General features: G+C 70.5%; 10 protein-coding genes and 1 pseudogene. 7 read left to right on the top strand and 4 right to left on the bottom strand.

Going from position 1 to position 19,159, the window contains the following annotated elements:
• The first annotated feature begins 51 nt into the window (after positions 1–51).
• Positions 52–1,428: a hypothetical protein gene (locus ACIPSC_RS36930; protein ID WP_400834049.1), complete on the top strand. Its 1,377-nt coding sequence runs from the start codon at positions 52–54 to the stop codon at positions 1,426–1,428.
• A gap of 343 nt (positions 1,429–1,771) precedes the next feature.
• Here the strand turns inward: ACIPSC_RS36930 and ACIPSC_RS36925 are convergent, their stop codons facing one another.
• Complete coding sequence (locus ACIPSC_RS36925; protein WP_400834046.1) at positions 1,772–2,635, bottom strand: replication-relaxation family protein; 864 nt, start codon at positions 2,633–2,635, stop codon at positions 1,772–1,774.
• A gap of 697 nt (positions 2,636–3,332) precedes the next feature.
• On the opposite strand from ACIPSC_RS36925, the gene ACIPSC_RS36920 reads away from it, so the two are divergent.
• The 3 genes from ACIPSC_RS36920 (at position 3,333) to ACIPSC_RS36910 (ending at position 7,417) form a co-directional block, all read left to right on the top strand.
• A complete protein-coding gene (locus ACIPSC_RS36920; RefSeq protein ID WP_400834044.1) occupies positions 3,333–4,931 on the top strand; it encodes a replication-relaxation family protein in 1,599 nt (532 codons plus the stop codon).
• A 226-nt stretch (positions 4,932–5,157) separates the two neighbouring features.
• Positions 5,158–5,502 carry a hypothetical protein gene (locus ACIPSC_RS36915; protein ID WP_400834041.1) on the top strand — a complete coding sequence of 115 codons (345 nt, stop codon included), beginning with the start codon at positions 5,158–5,160 and terminating at the stop codon, positions 5,500–5,502.
• The gene (locus ACIPSC_RS36910; protein ID WP_400834038.1) at positions 5,492–7,417 is read left to right on the top strand and encodes a caspase family protein; all 1,926 of its coding nucleotides are present in this window, start codon (positions 5,492–5,494) and stop codon (positions 7,415–7,417) included. Before ACIPSC_RS36915 ends, ACIPSC_RS36910 begins: the two co-directional genes overlap by 11 nt.
• A gap of 135 nt (positions 7,418–7,552) precedes the next feature.
• Here ACIPSC_RS36910 and ACIPSC_RS36905 read toward each other — a convergent pair whose 3' ends face one another.
• Positions 7,553–8,791: an IS701 family transposase gene (locus ACIPSC_RS36905; RefSeq protein ID WP_400834036.1), complete on the bottom strand. Its 1,239-nt coding sequence runs from the start codon at positions 8,789–8,791 to the stop codon at positions 7,553–7,555.
• 390 nt (positions 8,792–9,181) lie between these two features.
• Here ACIPSC_RS36905 and ACIPSC_RS36900 point away from each other — a divergent pair, with 390 nt between their 5' ends.
• The gene (locus ACIPSC_RS36900; RefSeq protein ID WP_400834033.1) at positions 9,182–9,826 is read left to right on the top strand and encodes a hypothetical protein; all 645 of its coding nucleotides are present in this window, start codon (positions 9,182–9,184) and stop codon (positions 9,824–9,826) included.
• 574 nt (positions 9,827–10,400) lie between these two features.
• On the opposite strand, the pseudogene ACIPSC_RS36895 reads toward ACIPSC_RS36900, so the two are convergent.
• A pseudogene (locus ACIPSC_RS36895) lies at positions 10,401–10,555 on the bottom strand (IS701 family transposase); the annotation flags it as partial.
• 531 nt (positions 10,556–11,086) lie between these two features.
• Positions 11,087–12,070 carry an AraC family transcriptional regulator gene (locus ACIPSC_RS36890; RefSeq protein WP_400834030.1) on the bottom strand — a complete coding sequence of 328 codons (984 nt, stop codon included), beginning with the start codon at positions 12,068–12,070 and terminating at the stop codon, positions 11,087–11,089.
• A gap of 477 nt (positions 12,071–12,547) precedes the next feature.
• Between ACIPSC_RS36890 and ACIPSC_RS36885 the strand changes: the two genes are divergently transcribed.
• Both ACIPSC_RS36885 and ACIPSC_RS36880 read left to right on the top strand, forming a co-directional pair.
• Positions 12,548–14,470: a trypsin-like serine protease gene (locus ACIPSC_RS36885; protein WP_400834028.1), complete on the top strand. Its 1,923-nt coding sequence runs from the start codon at positions 12,548–12,550 to the stop codon at positions 14,468–14,470.
• Positions 14,471–14,719: 249 nt separating this feature from the next.
• Positions 14,720–19,159 carry a polymorphic toxin-type HINT domain-containing protein gene (locus ACIPSC_RS36880; RefSeq protein ID WP_400834025.1) on the top strand — a complete coding sequence of 1,480 codons (4,440 nt, stop codon included), beginning with the start codon at positions 14,720–14,722 and terminating at the stop codon, positions 19,157–19,159.

Below are 19,159 nucleotides of genomic sequence, written 5' to 3'. Positions count from 1 at the left end.
ATGCTCGCCCTGTCCGGCTTGGGTGTCGGTGGTGTCTGCCAGACTCACGCTGTGACGGTGGATCTGGTGGGGCTGCGTCAGCTTGTGGAAAAGGTTGTCCAGGGACTCGGTTCCCACACTCACCGGGAGCTTGACGAGTTGTGCCCGCAGCTCGGACTACCGCCGCTGCCCGCAGAGGGGTCGAAGAGCAAGCGGTTGGACGCGTGCCTGGCAGACCTCCAGGAAGAGAGTCTCGCCGGGGTTACGCAGCGGCTCCTCGGCTCAGATCGTGTATTCCTCGGCCGGGCGGACCGGGTCGCTCTCGAAGACGCGCTGTGGGCGGCAGGGCCGGTGGTGGAGATACCCGGGCGGGTACGTCGTGACCTTGCTCGCTCGGTCGACATCCTCATGCTGGTCTATCGGGCGGACCGCTTCATGCGGCTGCTGGAGCAGTGGTGGGTTCTGGAGGAGCCGTTCGAGGCGTTCATGGGGCCGTTGCCGAACGGCCTGCGAGCCCTGATCGACCAACATGTTTTCCGCAACCCCGGCGACTGGTCCACCGAGGAACTGTTTGAGCAGCTGGGCGCGTTCGAGGCCGGGCACGCGCGGTTCGGCCGCTTCCTCGAGGGCCTGGTCGCCCCGGCCACCGTCCCGGATGTGCCGACGCAGAACCGCATCGTTGAGGCGATCAACGCTCTGCTGGGACAGGCTGGCGCCCGCCTGGTGCAGACCGATCTGCGGGATGGCTACCCGTACTTCCAGCTCGTCCACACGGGTTCGGGACTCGGACGCAGCCCGAAGAACCTGATCTTCGCCTCGTCCGCCAAGCCCGACATCCGCTTCCGCAGCGCCGTCGACAACGACATCGAGGTTCTCCAGGGTCTTGACGAGGTCCTGTACTACGACCGGCCGATCGGCCCGGAGGGCGTCCGCTGGTGCGACCTGCAGCAGTGGTGGCAGGACGCCACCGGCACCACCGATGCAGAGGCCGCCAAGACGGCCCTCTACAACCGCCTGCTGGCGTGCCTGCCGGACGAGAAGGACTCCCCGCAGGTCCACCTCTTCCGCCTCTACCACCAGATCCACGGCCCCCACGTCCGGTCTCTGCCCGCCCTGCTTCCGGAGGTCTGGCTGCACTGGGACCACAAGACCGTCAAGAAGCGCGGTGTCGAGGCGCTGCTGCGCCACCGGATGGACTTTCTCATGCTCCTGCCGGGCGGCCGACGCCTGGTTCTGGAGGTCGACGGCCGCCACCACTACGCGGACGGCAAAGCGTACGCAGACACCGTGAGCGGAGACCGCGATTTGAAGCTCCGGGGCTATGAAGTCTTCCGCTTCGGCTCCACCGAGCTGAGCGATCCCGGCCGGGCCCGCCCGCTCCTGCAGGGCTTCTTCGCGGACCTCTTCGACCGCTACGACATGGGCATCCCACCCGCCCCGCAAACCTGACCGCTGCGCCCGGCCGCTTGGTGCCCGCCTCCCGCAGCCTTGGTGCCCGCCCCGGTGCCCGGGCACCAACCTTGATGGCCGCCCCGACGCCCGGCCAGATTCCTTGATGGTCACCCCACTGCCCGGATGCACACCTTGATGGCCACGCCGGCACCCAGGGGCACACCGTGATGGTCACCTTGGAAGGCGCCCCGGATACCTTGGAGACCGCCCCCGCCGCCGACCCGAAAACCTTGGAAGCCAGGTAAAAACCACAGGTCAAAGCATTGGTGACGACGTCTCCGGATACCTTGATGCCCCGCCCGGGGTGTTCCCGGCCGGGGCATCAAGGTACGGGCGCCGGTCAGCCCTGCAGCTGCGTCCAGCCGCACGGGCGCCGGCCTTCGGTACCGAGCGGGTGCCACACAGCGGCGGCGGGTCCGTGCTCGATGAGGTCCTCGAGGCGGGCCGCGCCGGTCGGGACCGCGGCCAGCAGCTCGGCGACGGCTGGCCGTTCCTCGGCCGCCAGGCGCAGCTCCTCCACCGCCGCACCGACGGCGGCGGCCGCGGTGCCGACCAGGACCACCAGCACGCTCGGGAACGCCCTCCACCGCCGCTCCCACGCCCGGCCCGCACCTCCGGCGCCCGGCTGCTCCCACAGCGAGGCGCAGGCCGCCAGCTGCTCCACGGTGTGCTCGGTGCCCGCACTCGGTCGGTGGAGCTCGGCGAACGCCCGCAGCCGCCGCCGGCCGCCGGTGGTGGTCGCGGTGTAGGCGAGCTCGGCGGCGGGCCGGTATGCCACCCCGCCGGGGCCGGCGGGGTGCTCGGGGGCGGGGACGAGGTCGAGCGGTCCGCAGCTCTCGCCGCGGGCGCGGGCGTCGGCGACGAACGCGGTGTGCACCCGGCCGAGGTCGAGGAGGTGGCCGCGCCCGTAGCGCAGGGCGGCCTGCTCGGCGGGCGCAGCCGGGTGGCCCGGGCGGTGGGCCTCGGGGAAGGTCGCGGCGGTGGCCGCCCCTGGGCCGGTGAGGTGCCAGGCCTTCGCGCGTCCGGCCTGGGGAAGGGTGACGAACTCGGCCAGGCCCTCTTCGTGCAGGCGGGCCATGCGCTTCTGGGTCTGCTTGAGGCCGGCCTGCCCGCCGTGCAGCTGGTGGAGCTGCTCGGCGGTGGCCAGCGTGAAGCGGGCAAGCGTCACCAGGACGTCGTGGTCGGTCTCCAGTTCCCCGTTCACGAAAGTGCTCCTCGCGGGTTTCGTGCACGGGGCCGTCCCGTGCTCGGAGAATGAAACCCCGCGTTTCTCGCCGGATTTCTTGGTGAAAGAGCCACTTTTTATAACGATTGCATAACTCCCACTACCAAGGTATCCCGCGTTCTAGCCGGTCTTCTCACCGGTCCGGTAACAGGTCCGTTATCCGGTCCCTTCCAACCTTGGTGGCCAGCTTTGGAGGCGTGGCCCTGACCTGCGGAGATGGCCATCAAGGTGCCGGTGAGTTTCCTTGATGGACCATCAAGGAAACTCACCGATACCTTGGTAGCCCTGGTGAGTTTGCCCGGCGCGCTTCCGTAGCCCCTGTCGTTTCCCCCTCCGAACCCCCTACCGGCCCTTGCGCGCTGAATGAGGGAAAACCAGCAGCTCAGGGCCCGGATCGGGCGCCGGGCGGGATTCCGACAACCCTCTTCTCCCGTCTTTCTGGTTTGGGTTGTGGTTGTTGGTGTCGGTTGGTTGGTTCAGGTTTCCGCGCCTGCGGCGGGCTTTTATTCTTTCTCGCGTCCGGCTGGTGCCGGCCGCTCGCGGATGGGGCGGATCGGCGGCGGCGCGCGGGCCCGGGAGGGCCTGGTGGTCGGTGGGGAGGAAACGGGGCACGGCTGTCAGGGGCGCGGGCTATCCCTCAGAGGCAGCCAGTGACCACCACCCCCAGGAGGAGCCCGTGAGCACCCCTCAGCGCCCCGCCGAGCCCGACGACAACGACCGCGACAACGACGGCCAGGGCGACGCCGTCGAACCCGCCCCGCCATCCCGGCCAGGCCGCACCGCCTACCGGCGCGGCGCCGCCAATCCGAACAGCTCCACCAACCGGCTGCGCGCGGACGTCCTCGGCGCGCTCGGCGTCCTCAAGGTCGCCACCGCCGACCAGCTCCAGCGACTGCTGCGCCCAGGCGCGGCGTCGAACACCGTGATCCGGCAGGCGCTGCGCGACCTCGCCCTGCACGGCCTGGTCGCCTCCGACGGCAACACCAAGACGGGCCACAAGACATGGCGGCTGGAGGGCGCGGCCGGACTGGAGGCGGCCGGGCACGTCCTCGGCCTGCCACGCTCCGACATGGGCTCAACCGCCCGGGGCGCCGGGCGCTCGGGTGCCCAGCACGCGATGGCGGTCAACGAGACCGTGCTCGCCTTCGTACGGGGCGGCACCGTGCCCGGGGCCGCGGGCGGGGTCGGCACGGTGCGGTCCTGGTCGACTGAGACCGAGTTCCTGCTGCCGGGCGGCAGGCGCAAGGTGCGCCCGGACGGGGTGTGGCAGGCCCCGGAGATCGGGGTGCCGGTGCTGATGGTCGAGGTCGACCGCTCCACGATGGCCCCGGCCGACGTCGCCGCGAAGTTCCCCCGCTACCGCGAGCTGTTCCGCGCCAGGGTCCGCGACAACGACCCGGCTCTCGCCGACCGGGAGCCGGCCGACCGCACGGTGCACTGGTGGCGCCGCACCTGGCCCGGCCACACCCGCACCGGCTACCCGCCCGTCGCCCTGGTCGTCACCGACGCCGGACCCCTCGCGCTGGCCAACCGCCAGCAGGCCGTCGCGGACCTGTCCGCCGACGGCTGGCGCGGCCGGTGGTGCTGGGAGGTCCGCGACTACAACGACGACGGCTGGCGCGAGTACGACGACGCCGTGCCCATCGTCGCGACCACCCTGGAGCTGCTGGCCGAGCACGGGCCGCTCGGGCCGGTGTGGTGGCGCTTCGGCCGCTCGGGCCGGCACCCCCTCATCGAGGCGCTGGAGAACCCGAACAACCGGGCCGCCTACGACCTGCGCCAGGCCGCCCGCGAGGACGAGGAGCACAAGGCCCATCAGGAGCTGATGGACTCCCTGGTCTGCATCGACTGCGGCGACGTTCCCGAGGAGGAGAGCTCCTGGGTGTACGGCAGCCGCCAGTGGACCCGCCGCCCCGGCGGCCGCTGCTGGCCCTGCCACCAGGACCGCGAGGAACGCCTGGAACGGGAGGCCGAAGAACAACTGGAGGCCGCCCGCACGGCCAACGCCGCGCTGCGCCCGTGCTGGACGTGCCGGGGCTCGATCGGCGGGAAGGCCGGGTCGCCGCTGGAGCTCGCGGAGAAGGCCGGCCCCGACCGGCTGGAGTGCCCGCAGTGCGTCAGCGACCGGGAGACGCAAAGCCTGGGTCCGCTGATGCTGCCGCTGCCGACCAAACGGGAGCAGATGGCCGCCCTGGTCTCCCCGCCCACCGACCGGTGGTGGCAGGACCGGCTACGCCACGCCAAGCTCTACCCGGCCAAGGACCGCGCCGCCTGAGCACCGGAGCCCGGTGCCTGTCGCGCCCCCTGTCGGTGGGACGGCCTCGACTTCGTGCAGGGCACCGTCGCCAGCATCGGCCTGCGCTGCCTCGACGACCGGGACCGATCGGCGTCGGATTCGGGCGAACTGGTGTCGGGCGGGAGTTGGTCACGGTTACTGTCTTGCCACGGCTCGGGACTTGCCGGGACGACGTGGAGAACGGGGGCGCAGGGTGGATGTGCGGGTGCGTCTGGTCAATGGTGACGCGGTGGAGGTCTCGGCGTTGTGGCAGTGGCTCAACGACGAGCGCGAGTTGCGTGGCCGGGTGGTCCGGGAGCCGGCCCCGATCGGTGCGACCGAACTCGGTGGGTTCGCCGATCTGTTCACGGTCGCGGTGGGTGCCGGAGGTAGCGGCACGGTGTTGGCGACATCGTTGATCGCCTGGATTCGGACCCGACGCACGACTGCGACTGTCACGGTCGAGGCTGACGGCAAACGCATCACCCTCGACATCGCAACCGTCGATGACATCTTCCCGCTCCTGCATGAACTCCTCACCCCCACCACGACCACCGCCGATGAGGGTTGAGCCCGTCCGGGCAGCCGACTGGCTCGCGATCCTGATCGGCGTAGGCAACTACACCGACAGCGAGTTCCCCCGGATCCCCGCCGCGGGCAACAGCCTGAGAGCACTCCAACGCGTTCTGGCGGACCCATTGTTGTGCGCGTGGCCCGGACGCATCGCAACGATCCACGATCCCGCGTCACGGGACGCGCTGTCCCTGACCCTGGCCGATCACGCCGAGCGCACCACCGGTGTTCTGCTCTTGTACTACGTCGGCCATGGCACACTGTCCCCGCGCGGCGATCTGTGTCTGACCGTCACCACCACTCGCGCTGCCCGGCCCGCCATCACGGGCGTGCCATGGGCCGATGTCGCCGAAGCCCTGCGTACCAGCCCCGCCCGCACCAGGATCGCCATTCTCGACTGCTGCTTCGCCGGGCAGGCCATCGAAGCCCTGACCACCGGGACACAAACCACCGTCGCCGACCTCGTCCACGTCGAGGGCGTCTACACCCTCACCGCGACCACCCGAAACCGCACCGCGCACGTCCCGCCCGTCGACCAGCAGACCCACGCCTGCACGTCCTTCACCGGTGAACTCGTCGACCTCATCGCCGAGGGCATCCCCCACGGCCCCGAAACCCTCACGCTCGGCACCGTCTACCCGGTCCTTCGTCACCGCTTGGCCGCGAAAGGCCTGCCCCTTCCCAACCAACGCGGGACCGACCTCGCCGACCGATTCGTCCTCACCTCTAACGCCTGGCGTCCGGTCACCTCACCGACCGGACGACCACCGGGGAGGACACGGGCGCCCGACGCCCGGACGACGGAGACACCCGTGGTACGGGCGCCCGACGCCCCGGCCGGGATCCGACGACGCACCCTCGTGACCGTCGGCGCGTTGACCACGGCCGCGGTGGTGACCGGGACGACAGTAGCGGCGATACTGCGCCTACACGAAACGCAAGACGACAGACTCACCGGCGACGGCACACCTGTGGTGGCCTTCAGCCACGACGGGCTGACCCTCGTCACCATCGGCCGGGGTAAGTTGGGCCTTCGGCTGTGGGACGTGGCCACCGGCGAGACCAGAGCCGAGATCCTTCCCGAGGCAGCCGTCGGGCTGAGCATCAATTCAATGATGTTCAGCCCCGACGGCAAGACATTCGCCACAGCCGGCTTTGACGGAGTCCAGGTACGGGACGCGGCCACCGGCGTGGTCACCGCCAATCTCCTCCCCGGGCACGGCGCGGGAGGGGTGGTGGCGAACGCGGTGGCGTTCAGCCCCGACGGCAAGACACTCGCCGTCGGCCACGAGAGGGGACTCACCCTCGTGGACATAGGCACCGGCAAGGCCACCGTCTCCCTGACCTTGCCCACCGTCGACACGTCCGACCCGTACTACCAACCCCCGGCTCTGAACGCGGTGGCGTTCAGCCCCGACGGGAAGACGCTGGCCGGCGGCGGCTACTACTACGGAGGGAAGGGCTGTTGGCTGTGGGACGTGGCCTCCGGTCACGCCACTATCACCTTCATCGAGGAAGCCACCGAGTCCGTGGCGTTCAGCCCCGACGGCAAGACAGTGGCCACCGGCGGCGTGGGCGGCGCCAGGCTGTGGGACCCCACCACCGGTCGCATCACCGCAACCTTTACCGGCGATCCCACCTACGAGGTTGCGTTCAGTCCCGACGGAACAAAGGTGGCCAGCGGAGGACAGACCGGCGCACGGGTATGGGATGCGGCCACCGGCCACGCCATCGCCACCCGCACGGGCAACCGCACCGACACCGTCGCGTTCAACCCGGACGGCACGATCGTCGCAGTCGGAACCGGGAACGTGCGGGTCGATGACGGCCCATCCGCGCCCCCCGCAACCGCCGGCTGCTGGCTGTGGAAACCTCCCCCACCCAAAACCACACCAACCCATCGCACCGCCTAGTAGTACTTCGTTAGGTCTGACGTGTTCGGGGGCGTCCCGGTCGGCGTGCATCGGGTAACTCGCGGTGGCAGGTGGGGCATTCGCCGGTCCAGGCCCGTATCAGGTCCTGGATGGCGTCGAGGACTCGGTAGAAGGTCAGGCCGGCGCCTCGACTTTTGGGTCGAGGCGCCGGAGGGTGAGGAAGGCGTGGGCGGCGGTGACCAGGGTGACGTGGTGGTGCCAGCCGCGCCAGGTACGGCCCTCGAAGTGGTCCAGGCCTAGGCCGTGCTTCATCTCGCGGTAGTCGTGTTCGATGCGCCAGCGGATCTTCGCCAGGCGCACGAGGCGGCGGATCGCCGTGTCGGGCGGCAGGCTGGTGAGCCAGTACTCGGTGGGCGCGCTCGCACCCGCAGGCCACTCGACCAGGAGGGTCTCGGCGGGCAGGACGCCGTCCCAGGCGGCGCTTGTGCCCGCGTCGGCGGCGGCGAGTGCCCGGGGGATCTTCCCGGCCGGTCGCACCTGCAGGACCCTGAAGCGCGAGCGCATCGCTCCGTGGCTGCCCTGGCGCCAGGTGACCTGCCGAAATGCCCGGCGCCCACCGGCGGTGGCGTGTTCGTGCAGAGGGATGGAATCGGTGCGGTAGCGGGGCAGTGTCCTGCGGCCGGCGCCGCCGTAGGCGGGCGCCTCGGGCTCCGCGTCGTGGCGGTGCGCGGTCTCGTCCCCGCGCACCGCCACGATGTAGTCCAGGCCCCGGGAGCGCAGGGCGTGCCGGAACGCCGCCGCCTGGCCGTAGCCGGCGTCGGCGACCACGGCCTGCGGGGCCAGCCCCCAGGCGATCAGCTCCTCCAGGGTCTCGATCGCCAGCCGCCACTTCTCGACATGCCCGATCTCCGCCGGCAGGCCGGTACGTCGCCGGCGCACGTCGCCGCGGTCGTCCCAGTCCGGTGGGACGAACAGCCGCCAGGACAGCGGGCTGGAGGCCTGGTCGGTGACGGCGTGGACGCTCACCCCGACCTGGCAGAGCGAGCGCTTGCCCAGCGCGCCGCAGTACTGCCGGGAGGTGGCCACGGACTGGTCGCCGGCCTTCGGGAACGAGGTGTCGTCGATCACCCACGCCTCCGGCACGAGGGCGGAGGTCATCTTCCGGGCGATCTGCCGCAGCACCGGCGCGTGGTCCCACGGCGACTGGCTGACGAACTGCTGCAGGGCCTGCATGTTCCCGTCCGGCAGCCGCTCGGCCATCGGCTGGATCGACTTGCGCCGCCCGTCCAGCATCAGCCCACGCAGATAGCAATCACCCTGCCGACGCTGATCCTTGCGCGCCAGGGACGCGAAGACCTCGGCCACGAAGTCGCCGAGGTCCCCGCGAAGCGCTTCCACCTCACCAAGATCCACAGGTCGCAGCATGCACCGCCACGACCGCCAAGATCAAATCAACCTAACGAAGTACTACTAGCGGGCGGCGGGTTACCGACTCGGATGTACCGCAGCCCCGAGCCACCGCCACCAGCTCGGATGCGACCCGTGTGTACCTCATATGCCTGCATGGTGACCAATGGCACGAGCTGTAGAAGAACCGCCACAACCCCAGATAGCGGTTGACAGGGGGCCCGGGTGTGGCCGCCGACCGGGCGGTGGCGTGCCGGACGCCTGCGGCCCTGATGACCGATCCATCCTGTTTGAACAGCTTTCATGCTGGTATGGCGGCAGGGCGTGGAAAAGTTGTCCACAGGTGAATCGGGGTCAGATCTCAAGTACAGCCCGGACGAGAGGATCTGACACCAAATGACCGCTATCAACGCAATCGCGTGCCACCGCCGCCCTGAGGACGTGCCCGCCTGGGGCTTCCACGTCGAGGAGCGCGTGGGCTGGCCGGTGGCGGAGCGCTCCGCGGAGCTCGTCGGTCTGGCCCTGGCCGGGCGCCTGGACCAGACGGTGCCCGTGGACGAGTTCGATGCGCTGGCGCTGCGCGTGCTGAGCCAGGAGTACGCGCCCGAGTGCGCGGTCACCCTGGCGGTGGAGCACTGGCTCGCCCTGCACATCGACGCCGACCCGGACCTGAGGGACCTGTTCTTCTCCGGCGCGGAGTACACCATGGACCGCGTGGACCAGCAGAACCAGTCGCTGCGCACACAGCAGCGGGCGTGGCTGCGCCGCCAGGAGCCCCGGCGCAGCCCGGCGCTGGTGGCGACCGGAGTGGTGGTGTGCGGCTGCCGGGTCCGCTTCGAGGCGGTCGCCTCCACCGGCGAGCCCTGCACGCACTCGCGCCGGTGGATGCGCGACGACCCCGGGTTCAACGAGGGCGCGGGGGAGGAGGTCTTCGAGCAGGGCCTGCAGAGCTGTGCGGACTGCCCGGCGGGGTGCGTGGCCACGGTGGCCTACGTCGACTGCCCGTCGTGCGCGGGCTGGAGGGACACGACCGCCGGGTGAGCACGGTCGCCGCGCTCCAGCCGCTGCCCCGCGCCCCGATCTCCGACTGCCGAGCTGGGCATGCGCTGGGAGCAGGCGGGCGCCGGGGAACACGGCACTGCAACAGGCGGTGCAACGCGCGCAACGCGGGCCCAGTGTTGCATTCCTGACCTGGGTCTTTGTCGCTTCTGGAGGGCCGCCGGGCCGTGTTGCAGTGGGCGTGTTGCACCCTGAACGGCCCGGCGGCCGGGCCTGCGTCGCCTGGGGCCGCGCCGGACCACCTCGACGTGCGGTGGCGGCGCGGAAACGCATGGGAACCTCCAGTTACTGCATGTGTCCACGTCGATACACACGGCATGGAAGGTTCGATTCGCCGCCACCCGGCCAGAGGCTGCGGGAGGCTCCTGCCGAGTCAGAGGCGGCGTCTTGCCTGCTCAGGCTGGAGGCGGCCGCGAGGGCGCCCCGCTAGGCCGATCGTGTGCATACCTGTGCGCCTGTGTTTCTGCCAAGCGCGGGCGGTGCCCCCATGTGTCGCTCGGCCTGGCCGAACCGGCGGGCGGCCCGGCGCGCCCGCCTCGCACCTGCATGCCCGTCCCAGGTCAAGGGCCTGCTTCATCTCCCGGTAGTCGTGCTCGATCCGCCACCGGAGCTTGGCGAGCCGTACCAGGGTGGTCAGCGGGGTGTCTTCGGGCAGGTCGGACAGCCAGAACTGCACCGGCGCGCTCTCGCCGGCGGCCACTCCGCCAGCAGCCAGCCCGGCGAGGAGGCTGCCACGGTCCCCGGCTTACTCCGGGACAGCTGGCGCAGCTCGCCGAACACGGCGTGGAATGGGCATGAGCGGCCGCGGTGGGGGCCGGGGGCGGCCCGGCTCGGGGAAGGCCCGTAGAACGGCTGTGTAGGCGGCGGCGCGGCGGCCGTACCGCCGACCATGACGTCGCCTCTTGGCGCGCCTCCGCCGCGGCTTTGGCGGCCACCAGGTTCGGATCCCCCTCTATGCCGATCGCCGCCAGCAGGTCCTGCTGGTCGGCCTCCAGGCCGGGCCGGCCGGCCCGCTGCGCTTTGCACCCAGCGGCCGAGATGCTCGCCCTCGTACACCGTGTCCTGTGGCAGCATGGTCCAGTCGACTCGGCCGTTGGCCTCGAGCCACCACTGGCGGGCGGTGGCGTAGGCGCGCTGCCAGGTGATCGGCTACACCGGGCACCAGAACGGGGCGATCTCCTCCAGGGCCCGCCGCCGCTCAGGGGTGCTGGGTGATGGCAGCCGACAGGTCACGCCGCGGTGTCATGCGCGTTCAAAAGCCAGAAGCTGCTTCCGGAATGCTGCGGGGGGCATGCCGTAGGCTTCGCGAAATGCCCGGCTGAAGGCCTCCGCGTGACGGAAGCCCCGCTTTGCTGCGATGACGTGCACTGGTACTCCCTGGCGAAGCGGGTCGGACAGGTCTCGGTGTGCTCGCGCGAGTCTTTGCTGATGCAGGAAGCCTGCAACGGTCGTTCCGTCCCCCTCCTGCCGGAACAGACGGTGGAGATAGCTGACGGATATGTGGTGCGCGGCGGCGATGGCGGCGATATCCAGCCGGGGGTCGTCCGAGGTGTCTCGTATGAAGGCCTTGATGCGGAGAGTCAGGGTTCGGCGGTGGGACTCCGGGGTCAAGGACCGGTCGGCGTCGAGTACGCCGGCGAAGAGGGAGGCGATGAGGTCGGCCAGCACGGTGCTCAGCCGCGGGCCGTCGGCCGGCTGATAGGAGTGGCTGTCCGCCGCCAGCTGGGTGAGGAACGTGGCCAGCAGCGCTCCCATGCCGTCTCGGGCCGAGATGCGCTTGCCGATGACCTGGTCGGCGGCACGTGGGGGAAGCGGGATAAGCGCCTTGGGGATCTCGACCCCGATGACCTCGAAGGGCTCCGGACCGGTGCAGAGTTCGAACGACCGCGAGGTGTCGCTGGTGTGGTAGTCGAACACGCTGTGGACGAGGGTCTCTTTGCCCAAGGTGACCATTCCTGTCCCGCGCTTCACCAGGGAAAGATGGTAGGCCTCGGGATCGGACTTCCTTATCAGCTTCGCGGTGCGATGGAAAGTAAGAGGGTGGCATTCCAGGGGGTATACGGTTACCTCACCGAGCGAAATGTTTCGCTGATTGACCCAAAAGTCGGCGGCGTGCTCGCTTCGCATGTCCATCGGTGCATGCGTCTCCGACATGAGGGCCCGCCAGCACTCGAAACGCTCTCCAGGCTGGAGTGCCGAACTCCGAAACGTACTCTCAGGCAGCATGATCACGGGTCTACATCGGTGGCCGTGGACAAAGCAAACGGACTCTCCGGGGCTTGGCAGCCTCGAACCGCGTCGAGCAGGACATATCAGCCCATTTCCTACAAATTGGCCAGCATTTCACTGTCCATCCAGGAGCGGCCAGCGGCGGCAGGCGCGCAGTACACGGTCCCCGGACGGCCGCGCAAGACGGTTTCAGGAGCGGGGCGCAAGGGTGGCTGAGAGTGTCGACTCTCCGTCAAGAGTGTGTGCACTCCTGGTCAATGACGTGACCGTGGGGCTTTGAAAGAGTGATCGACAAGGCCTATCGGCTTTGACTTGTCCCGGGGGCCCTGTGGCGTCCAATTGGCTAATTGGCCTGGCTGCGTTGCCATGCCCCGGCATGCCTTTTCTGGAGTTTTCGTGCGCTTGTATCGCAGGCTGGCCTTGCCGCTCGGTGCGGTTCTGTCTCTACCATTCATGGCCATATCGGGTACGGCCGTGGCCGCGGAATCCGCGCCGCAGCTCGCGGTCGAAGACTTTGCCTATCCCGGCGCCGCGAAGATCCTCGCGGAGCGGAACATCACCCTGAAGACGGGGGACGGGCACATCGTCCTCGCCGACTGTGCGTCAGGGCCGGGTCTGGTGCAGCTGTTCAGCCGGGCCGCAAGCCCGAGTGAGGTGTGTTTCAGGATCACCGGGCCGACCGGTTACCTGGCCCTGGAGATCCCGAAGATCTACAACATCAAGGGCGACGACCACACGGTCAAGGCGACGGTGAGCACCGACGGCAACGCCGCCACCTTCGACGTCGCCAAGAACACCTGGACCCCGATCGGGGAGGGCGGGACCGCGAGCAGCACCACCACGCTGCTCGAACTCACCGCCACCGACGGCCCGGCCGCACCGGCGAACACCGACTTCCCGGCCGTCGGCACGGTGACGGCGGGGAAGGCCGGCCGCGCCGACGCGCGCTCCTGCACGGCCACCCTCGTCGACCGCTCCTGGGTCCTCACCGCAGCCGCCTGCTTCTCAGGTGCCTCCGGCGCGCCCGCCGTGAAGAGCATTGCCACCATCGGCGGGCACACCGTCGACATCGCCGAGCTTGTGCCCCGCGGCGACCGTGACCTCGTCATGGCCCGCCTCGCCGCACCGATTGACGGCATCACGCCCGCCGTACTCGCCACCGCCGCGCCGACGGCGGGGGAGAGCCTGCGCGTTCCCGGCTACGGCCGCACCGCCACGGAGTGGGCCCCCTTCAAGGTCCACACCACGACCCACACCACCGGTGCCACTTCCGCCACCGGCATCGACACCGCGCCCGCCGCCGGTGCGGCGGCGCTCTGCCTGGGCGACGCCGGAGCCCCGATGCTGCGCGAGGCCAACGGCAGGACCGAGCTGGCCGCCGTGGCCTCCCGTTCCTGGCAGGGCGGCTGCCTCGGCGCCGCGGGCGAGACCCGCACCGGAGCGGCCGGCGTCCGCGTGGACGACGTGGCCGGCTGGGTGCAGCAGGTCCGCGCGACCGCCCTCGGCTGGAAGACCCAGACGCTGGTCAAGGCCGACACCGGCCTCTTCCAGGGCACCCGTCTCTACGACGGCACCTGGACGCCGCTCGAGGACGTCCAGGCCAAGGCCGGCAGCATCGGCGGCGTCAAGGCTGTGAGCGCCGCCGGCATCGACGGCGACACCCACGTCGTCGCCCTCGGCGGCGACGGACGCCTCCACCACGCCGTCCACCGGCCCGACGGCACCTGGTCCGCCTTCGGTGACGTCAACGCCGCCGCCGGGGACCTCGGCAAGATCACCCAGGTGTCCGTCTCCTCCACCGGCGCCGACCTGCAGGTCGTCGTCCTCGCCGACGGACAGCTCTTCCACACCATCCGCTACGCCGACGGTAACTGGAGCCACTTCGGTGCCGTCTTCTCCGCCGCCGGGCAGCTGAACGGCGTGACCGCTCTTGCCGCCGCCGGCTCCGGCAGCGACCTGCAGGTGGCCGTCACCGCGGGCGGAAGGGTCTTCCACACCGCCCGCATCGGTGCCACCGGCGACTGGACCGCCTGGGGCGCGGTCGACGCCGCCGCCGGCGCCACCGGCCCCGTCACCTCCCTCGCCATGACCCGCCAGGGCGACGACATGAACCTCGCCGTCGTCACCGACACCGGCGCCCAGTACCACACCGTCCGCTACGTCGACGGCAACTGGAGCGCCTTCCAGCCCCTGACCAGCGTGCTCGGACAGGTCACCGCCACCTCGGTCAGCGCCGCCCCCGTCGACAGCGACGCCCAGTTCGCCATCACCACCACCGACAACCGCCTCCTGCTCACCGCCCGTCACGCCGACGGCAACTGGAGCACCCCCCAGACCGTCGACCTGACCGGCGCCAGCGGCAACCACACCGGCACCGCCATCGCCGGCACCCTCTGACCCGGGCCGGGACCAGGGGAATCCCCACCGCGCGGCGTGGCGCCTTTGCCACGCCGCGCACCTCTGAGCGATGACCAGCGCCGTCGGCACAAGGGCCGACGGCCGGGCGGCACTCCGGTGCCCGACAACAGATTGGGACTGCGAATTCCGATGAGGGTGTCATTGGCATCACGGGCCAGGGCCCGGTCGCGTCTCGCGGCCGGGTTCGTGGCCAGCGGCCTGCTGACAGGCCTGCTGACAGCTCCGGCGATGGCGGCCGACGTACCGCCGGCGACCGGGCCGAATCCGGACCGGGTCGCGGCGGTCGCGGCGTGGCAGGCCGGCGGCCCCGCAGTGCGCCAGGCCGCGGAGAGCGCGTTGACGGGCTCCGACGACGACCTGAAGAAGTTCCTGGCGAGTGGTCAGGCGGCTTCGGCCGACCAGGACCTGAGGGCGCAGATCGAGGAACTGGTCGCGAAGTCCGGTCCCGGTGTGCGCGAGGCCGGCACGGCCGCGCTCAAGGGTTCCGCCGCCGACCTGAAGGCGTTCCTCGACAAGGGCGCGAAGAAGGCCTACGAGGACGACCAGCGGGTCCAGCTCTCCCAGATCATGTCGGCGGGCGGCCCCGGGGTGAAGGACGCCGCCGGCAAGGCCATGGACGGCACTCTGGAGGACGTCAACCGATTCCTCACCGAGGGCCAGCACAAGGCCAGGAACGACGACGACCGCGTCCACCTATCCCAGCTGATGGCCTCCGGCGGACCGGAGGTCAAGAAAGCCGCCGGCGCCGCGCTGGACGGTTCGATGGAGGACGTCCAGCTCTTCCTCCAGTACGGCTACCAGACCGCCGCCGCTCACGACCAGGAGACGCTGACGGTCGCCCAGCTGGCTGACCTGACGACCAACGCCTCCGCGCAGGCCGGGCAGCAGGCCCAGGCCGCCAAGGACGCGGCCGGAAAGGCGCTGGACGCCACCAAGCTGGCGAAGGAGGCCTCGGAGCGGGCGGCGAACGAGACCAAGGCCGCCCAGGGCTCCGCGGGGCAGGCGTCCAACGCGGCCAGCCGTGCGGCGGACGCCGCGACCCGGGCCGCCGATGCCTCCCAGACCGCCTCCTCGGCGGCCAAGGCCGCCAACGAAGCGTCCCGGCAGGCCGCCAACGCCGCCGCTTCGGCGGCGTCGGCCGCCACCAAGGCCGGCGACGCCGCAACCCGGGCGCTGGCCGCCGCGGCCGGCGCCGCAGGCAACGCCGGCCAGGCGGAGGCGGCCCGAAATGCCGCCGTGACCGCGCGCAACGCCGCCGCCGACGCCCGCTTCGCTGGGGAGGCCAGCGCGTGGGCCGGCCGGGCCGCCATGCAGGCCGGACTCGCCGCGCAGGCCGCTGCCGCCTCGGGCGTCAACGCCCAGGCCGCCGCGGAAGCCGCCGCGGAGGCGGCCGGCTACTCCGGTGTCGCCGACGGCGCCGCCGCCCGTGCGCGCCAGGCCGCCGCCCGGGCCAAGAGCGCCGCCGCCGAGGCCACCCGCGCCGCCAACGCCACCCTCACGATCGCGAACCAGGCCGCCGCAGCGGCCGGCGACGCCCAGCGCGCCGCCAACGACGCCGCCGCCCATGCCGAAGCGGCGGCGTCAGCCGCCGAGGAGGCGGCCAAGCACGCCGGTGACGCGTCGACAGCGGCGAACCTCGCGCAGACGGCTGCCGAAGCGGCCGACGCGGACGCCAACTCGGCGGCGAACTCCGCCACGCAGGCCCACAAGGTCGCCGACATCGCCCGAGCCAGCGACACCGAGCGCCTGGCCGCCCAGCAGGCCGCCGAGATGGCCGCCGCCGACGAAGCCTCCCGCGAGGCCGACCTCAAGGCGAAGACCGCGGCCTGGGAGAGCGGCAAGACCACCCAGCTCGCCGCCGACACCGAACAGCTGATCAAGGACGCCACGGCATCCGGCACCGACCCGAAGACCGCCGCGCTGAAGGGACGTCAGGCCGCCTTCCGGCTGCTGGACTCCGCCGGCCCGTGGACCAGGGCCGCAGCGCAGACCGCGCTCGAGGGCGACGACTACGACGTCCGAGACTTCCTGACCACCGACCTCGCCGTCGCCCGCGACCGCGACGACCGCACCAGCGTGATGGTGATCGCCCAGAGCCCCGGCAGGCTCGAGAAGCGCCTCGCCGCCGAGACCGCGTCCATCGGAACCCCCGACCAGGTCCGCGCGTTCCTGGCCACCGGGCAGTACCCGGGCAAGGACGACGACGACCGCGTCCTGCTCTCCCAGATCACGGCCGCCGGCGGCCCGGGCGTGAAGGAGGCCGCCGGCAAGGCTCTGGACGGCACCATCGACGACGTCCGCGCTTTTCTGACCACCGGTCAGTACAAGGCCCGCGACGACGACAACCGCGTCCAGGTCACCCAGGCCCTCGCCAACGGCGGCCCCGAGGTCAAGGCCGCGGCCCAGGCCGTGCTCTCCGGCCCCGCCGACCGACTCGTGCCGTTCCTGCAGAACGGCCTGCCCAAGGCCCAGCAGCGCGATGCGATGACCGCCGCCCACGTGGCAACCATCGCCTCCTACCTCGCCACCATCGACGGCCAGGTCGCCCAGGCCCGCCAGTACGCGGCCCAGGCCGCCCAGTCCTACGCCACCGCCCGCGGCGCCGCCGACGAAGCCGCCGGCTACGCCAACCAGGCCGGCCAGTCCGCCCAGCAGGCCCAGGGCTTCGCCACCCAGGCCGCACAGTCCGCGCAGGCCGCCCAGGCCTCCGCCGCACAGGCCGCCCAGTCCGCCAAGCAGGCCCAGGCCTCCGCGGCCACCGCCAACGCGGCAGCCCGCAGCGCCACCATGTCAGCAGTCATGGCGACCGGCTACGCCGCCCAGGCCCGCCAGTACGCGGCCGACGCCAAGACCGCCTCCGACCAGGCGAAGGCCTCGGCAGCAGCCGCCGCCAAGAGCCGCGACGAAGCGAACGCGGCCGCCAGGCAGGCCGCAGAGCTGGTCATGACGAAGCAGAAGAACGAGAGCACCGAGGGGAAGCTGCAGGACGGCACCGCCGTCGTCGACGACCAGGGCCGGATCTCCTTCATCGAGGCCTCCCCTCAGGGCGACGCGAAGGTGGACGGCGTCCAGGACGACCTGGACCGCTGCGCCGCGGGCGACATGATGCTGTCGATCTACGGCAAGGTCCTGAAGCCCCTGGACACCAGCGTCTGGCACAACGATGCGTCCGGAAAGCCGGTTTGTACCGTCAACCTCACGGTCAGGGCGACCGGCACCACTGACTACATCCTGCGGACCTGCCCCGAACCGAACCTGACGATCGCCGCCTGCCGCGGCAAGTACACCGTCTGGAACACCGTCCTCGTCAGCAGCGAGAAGACGGACGTCCAGTACCCGCAGACCGTCGAACTGACCTACGCCGACTACCTCAAGAACTACAAGCCGAAGAATCACGGCGTCGAAGACCTCTGGAAGATCATCACCGGAGACTTCGTCGACTGCTACCACGACTTCGGCTTCAACAAGCCCTGCGTCCTGGCCGCGGCCAACTTCATCCCCTACGAGAAGCTCCTTGCCAGCGCCAAGTCAGTCGTCGCGTTCCGCTACGCGCTCGAGACCGGCATCGCCATCGAGGACGCCAAGCTCGCCCTCCAGGCGACCCTCGAGGGTTACAGCAAGGCGGCCCTCGCCAAGGTCACCTCCACGGCCGACCTGGTCAGCAAGTTCCGTCTCACCTTGAAGGATGGTGTCGGCACCGAGGCGGCGCTCAACGCGCTGCGCAACGAACCCAACGTCGACCGGGCTCTGGTGGCACAAGCCGAAGCCGAAGCCAAGTTCAACGCGATTGCTCGCGAAACATGCCAGGTCAACAGCTTTCCGACCAATACCCGTGTGCTGCTCGCCGACGGATCACGGCGGGCGATCCAAGAGATCCGCACCGGCGACCAGGTCAGGACCATGGACCCCGGGACCGGCGCTCCGCGCAGGCAGCCGGTGACCGCAACGTTCGCGCATGACACCGAACGGCTCGTTGACATCGGCCTTGCCGATGGCAGCACCCTGTCCACCACGGCCGGCCACAACATGTACGTCGACGGCACCGGCTGGACCCCTGCGTCGAACCTGCGCGTCGGCAACAGCTTGCGCGGCGCGGACGGTTCCCCGCGAGCGGTCACGTCCGTGAACGACCGCACCGGCCTCGCGCCGCAGCAGGTCTTCGACCTGACCGTGGACGGTGACCACACCTTCTACGTGAGCCCCGGCGACAACAGCGGCCAGGACGTCCTTGTCCACAACTGCATCGACATCGTGGCCGACGGCACCCTGGAGAACGCACATACCCTGTCGGATCACGTGGGTCTGAGCGCCAGGCAGATCGAGGACAAGATCGCCAAGAACGGGATAGCCACGGTGTGGACCGACAAGGCCACGGCCGCTCAATCCGTTTCGGATACGTTCAAGCAGTGGTTGGCGCGGTCCCCGAAGAACGCCGCCAAGCTGGAGAAGTGGATCAGCGACCAATCGAAGAAGAGGTTCTTCGATCCGGATGTCGACCTGTTCCCGATCGACTGGGAGCTCAGGGACGCCGGATCGCTTGGCACGGTGTACACCAAGGCCGACGGCAAGATCGTCTCTACCCCGACCGGCAGCAAGGTGGTGATCCGATTGAAGTACGTCAAAAACCACACCGATAAGTTCGTCGTCTACACCTCGTACCCGCAGTAG

This window comes from Kitasatospora sp. NPDC090091, from assembly GCF_044747365.1.
Lineage (GTDB): Bacteria > Actinomycetota > Actinomycetes > Streptomycetales > Streptomycetaceae > Kitasatospora.
This window is presented reverse-complemented; position numbering and strand designations above follow the sequence as displayed.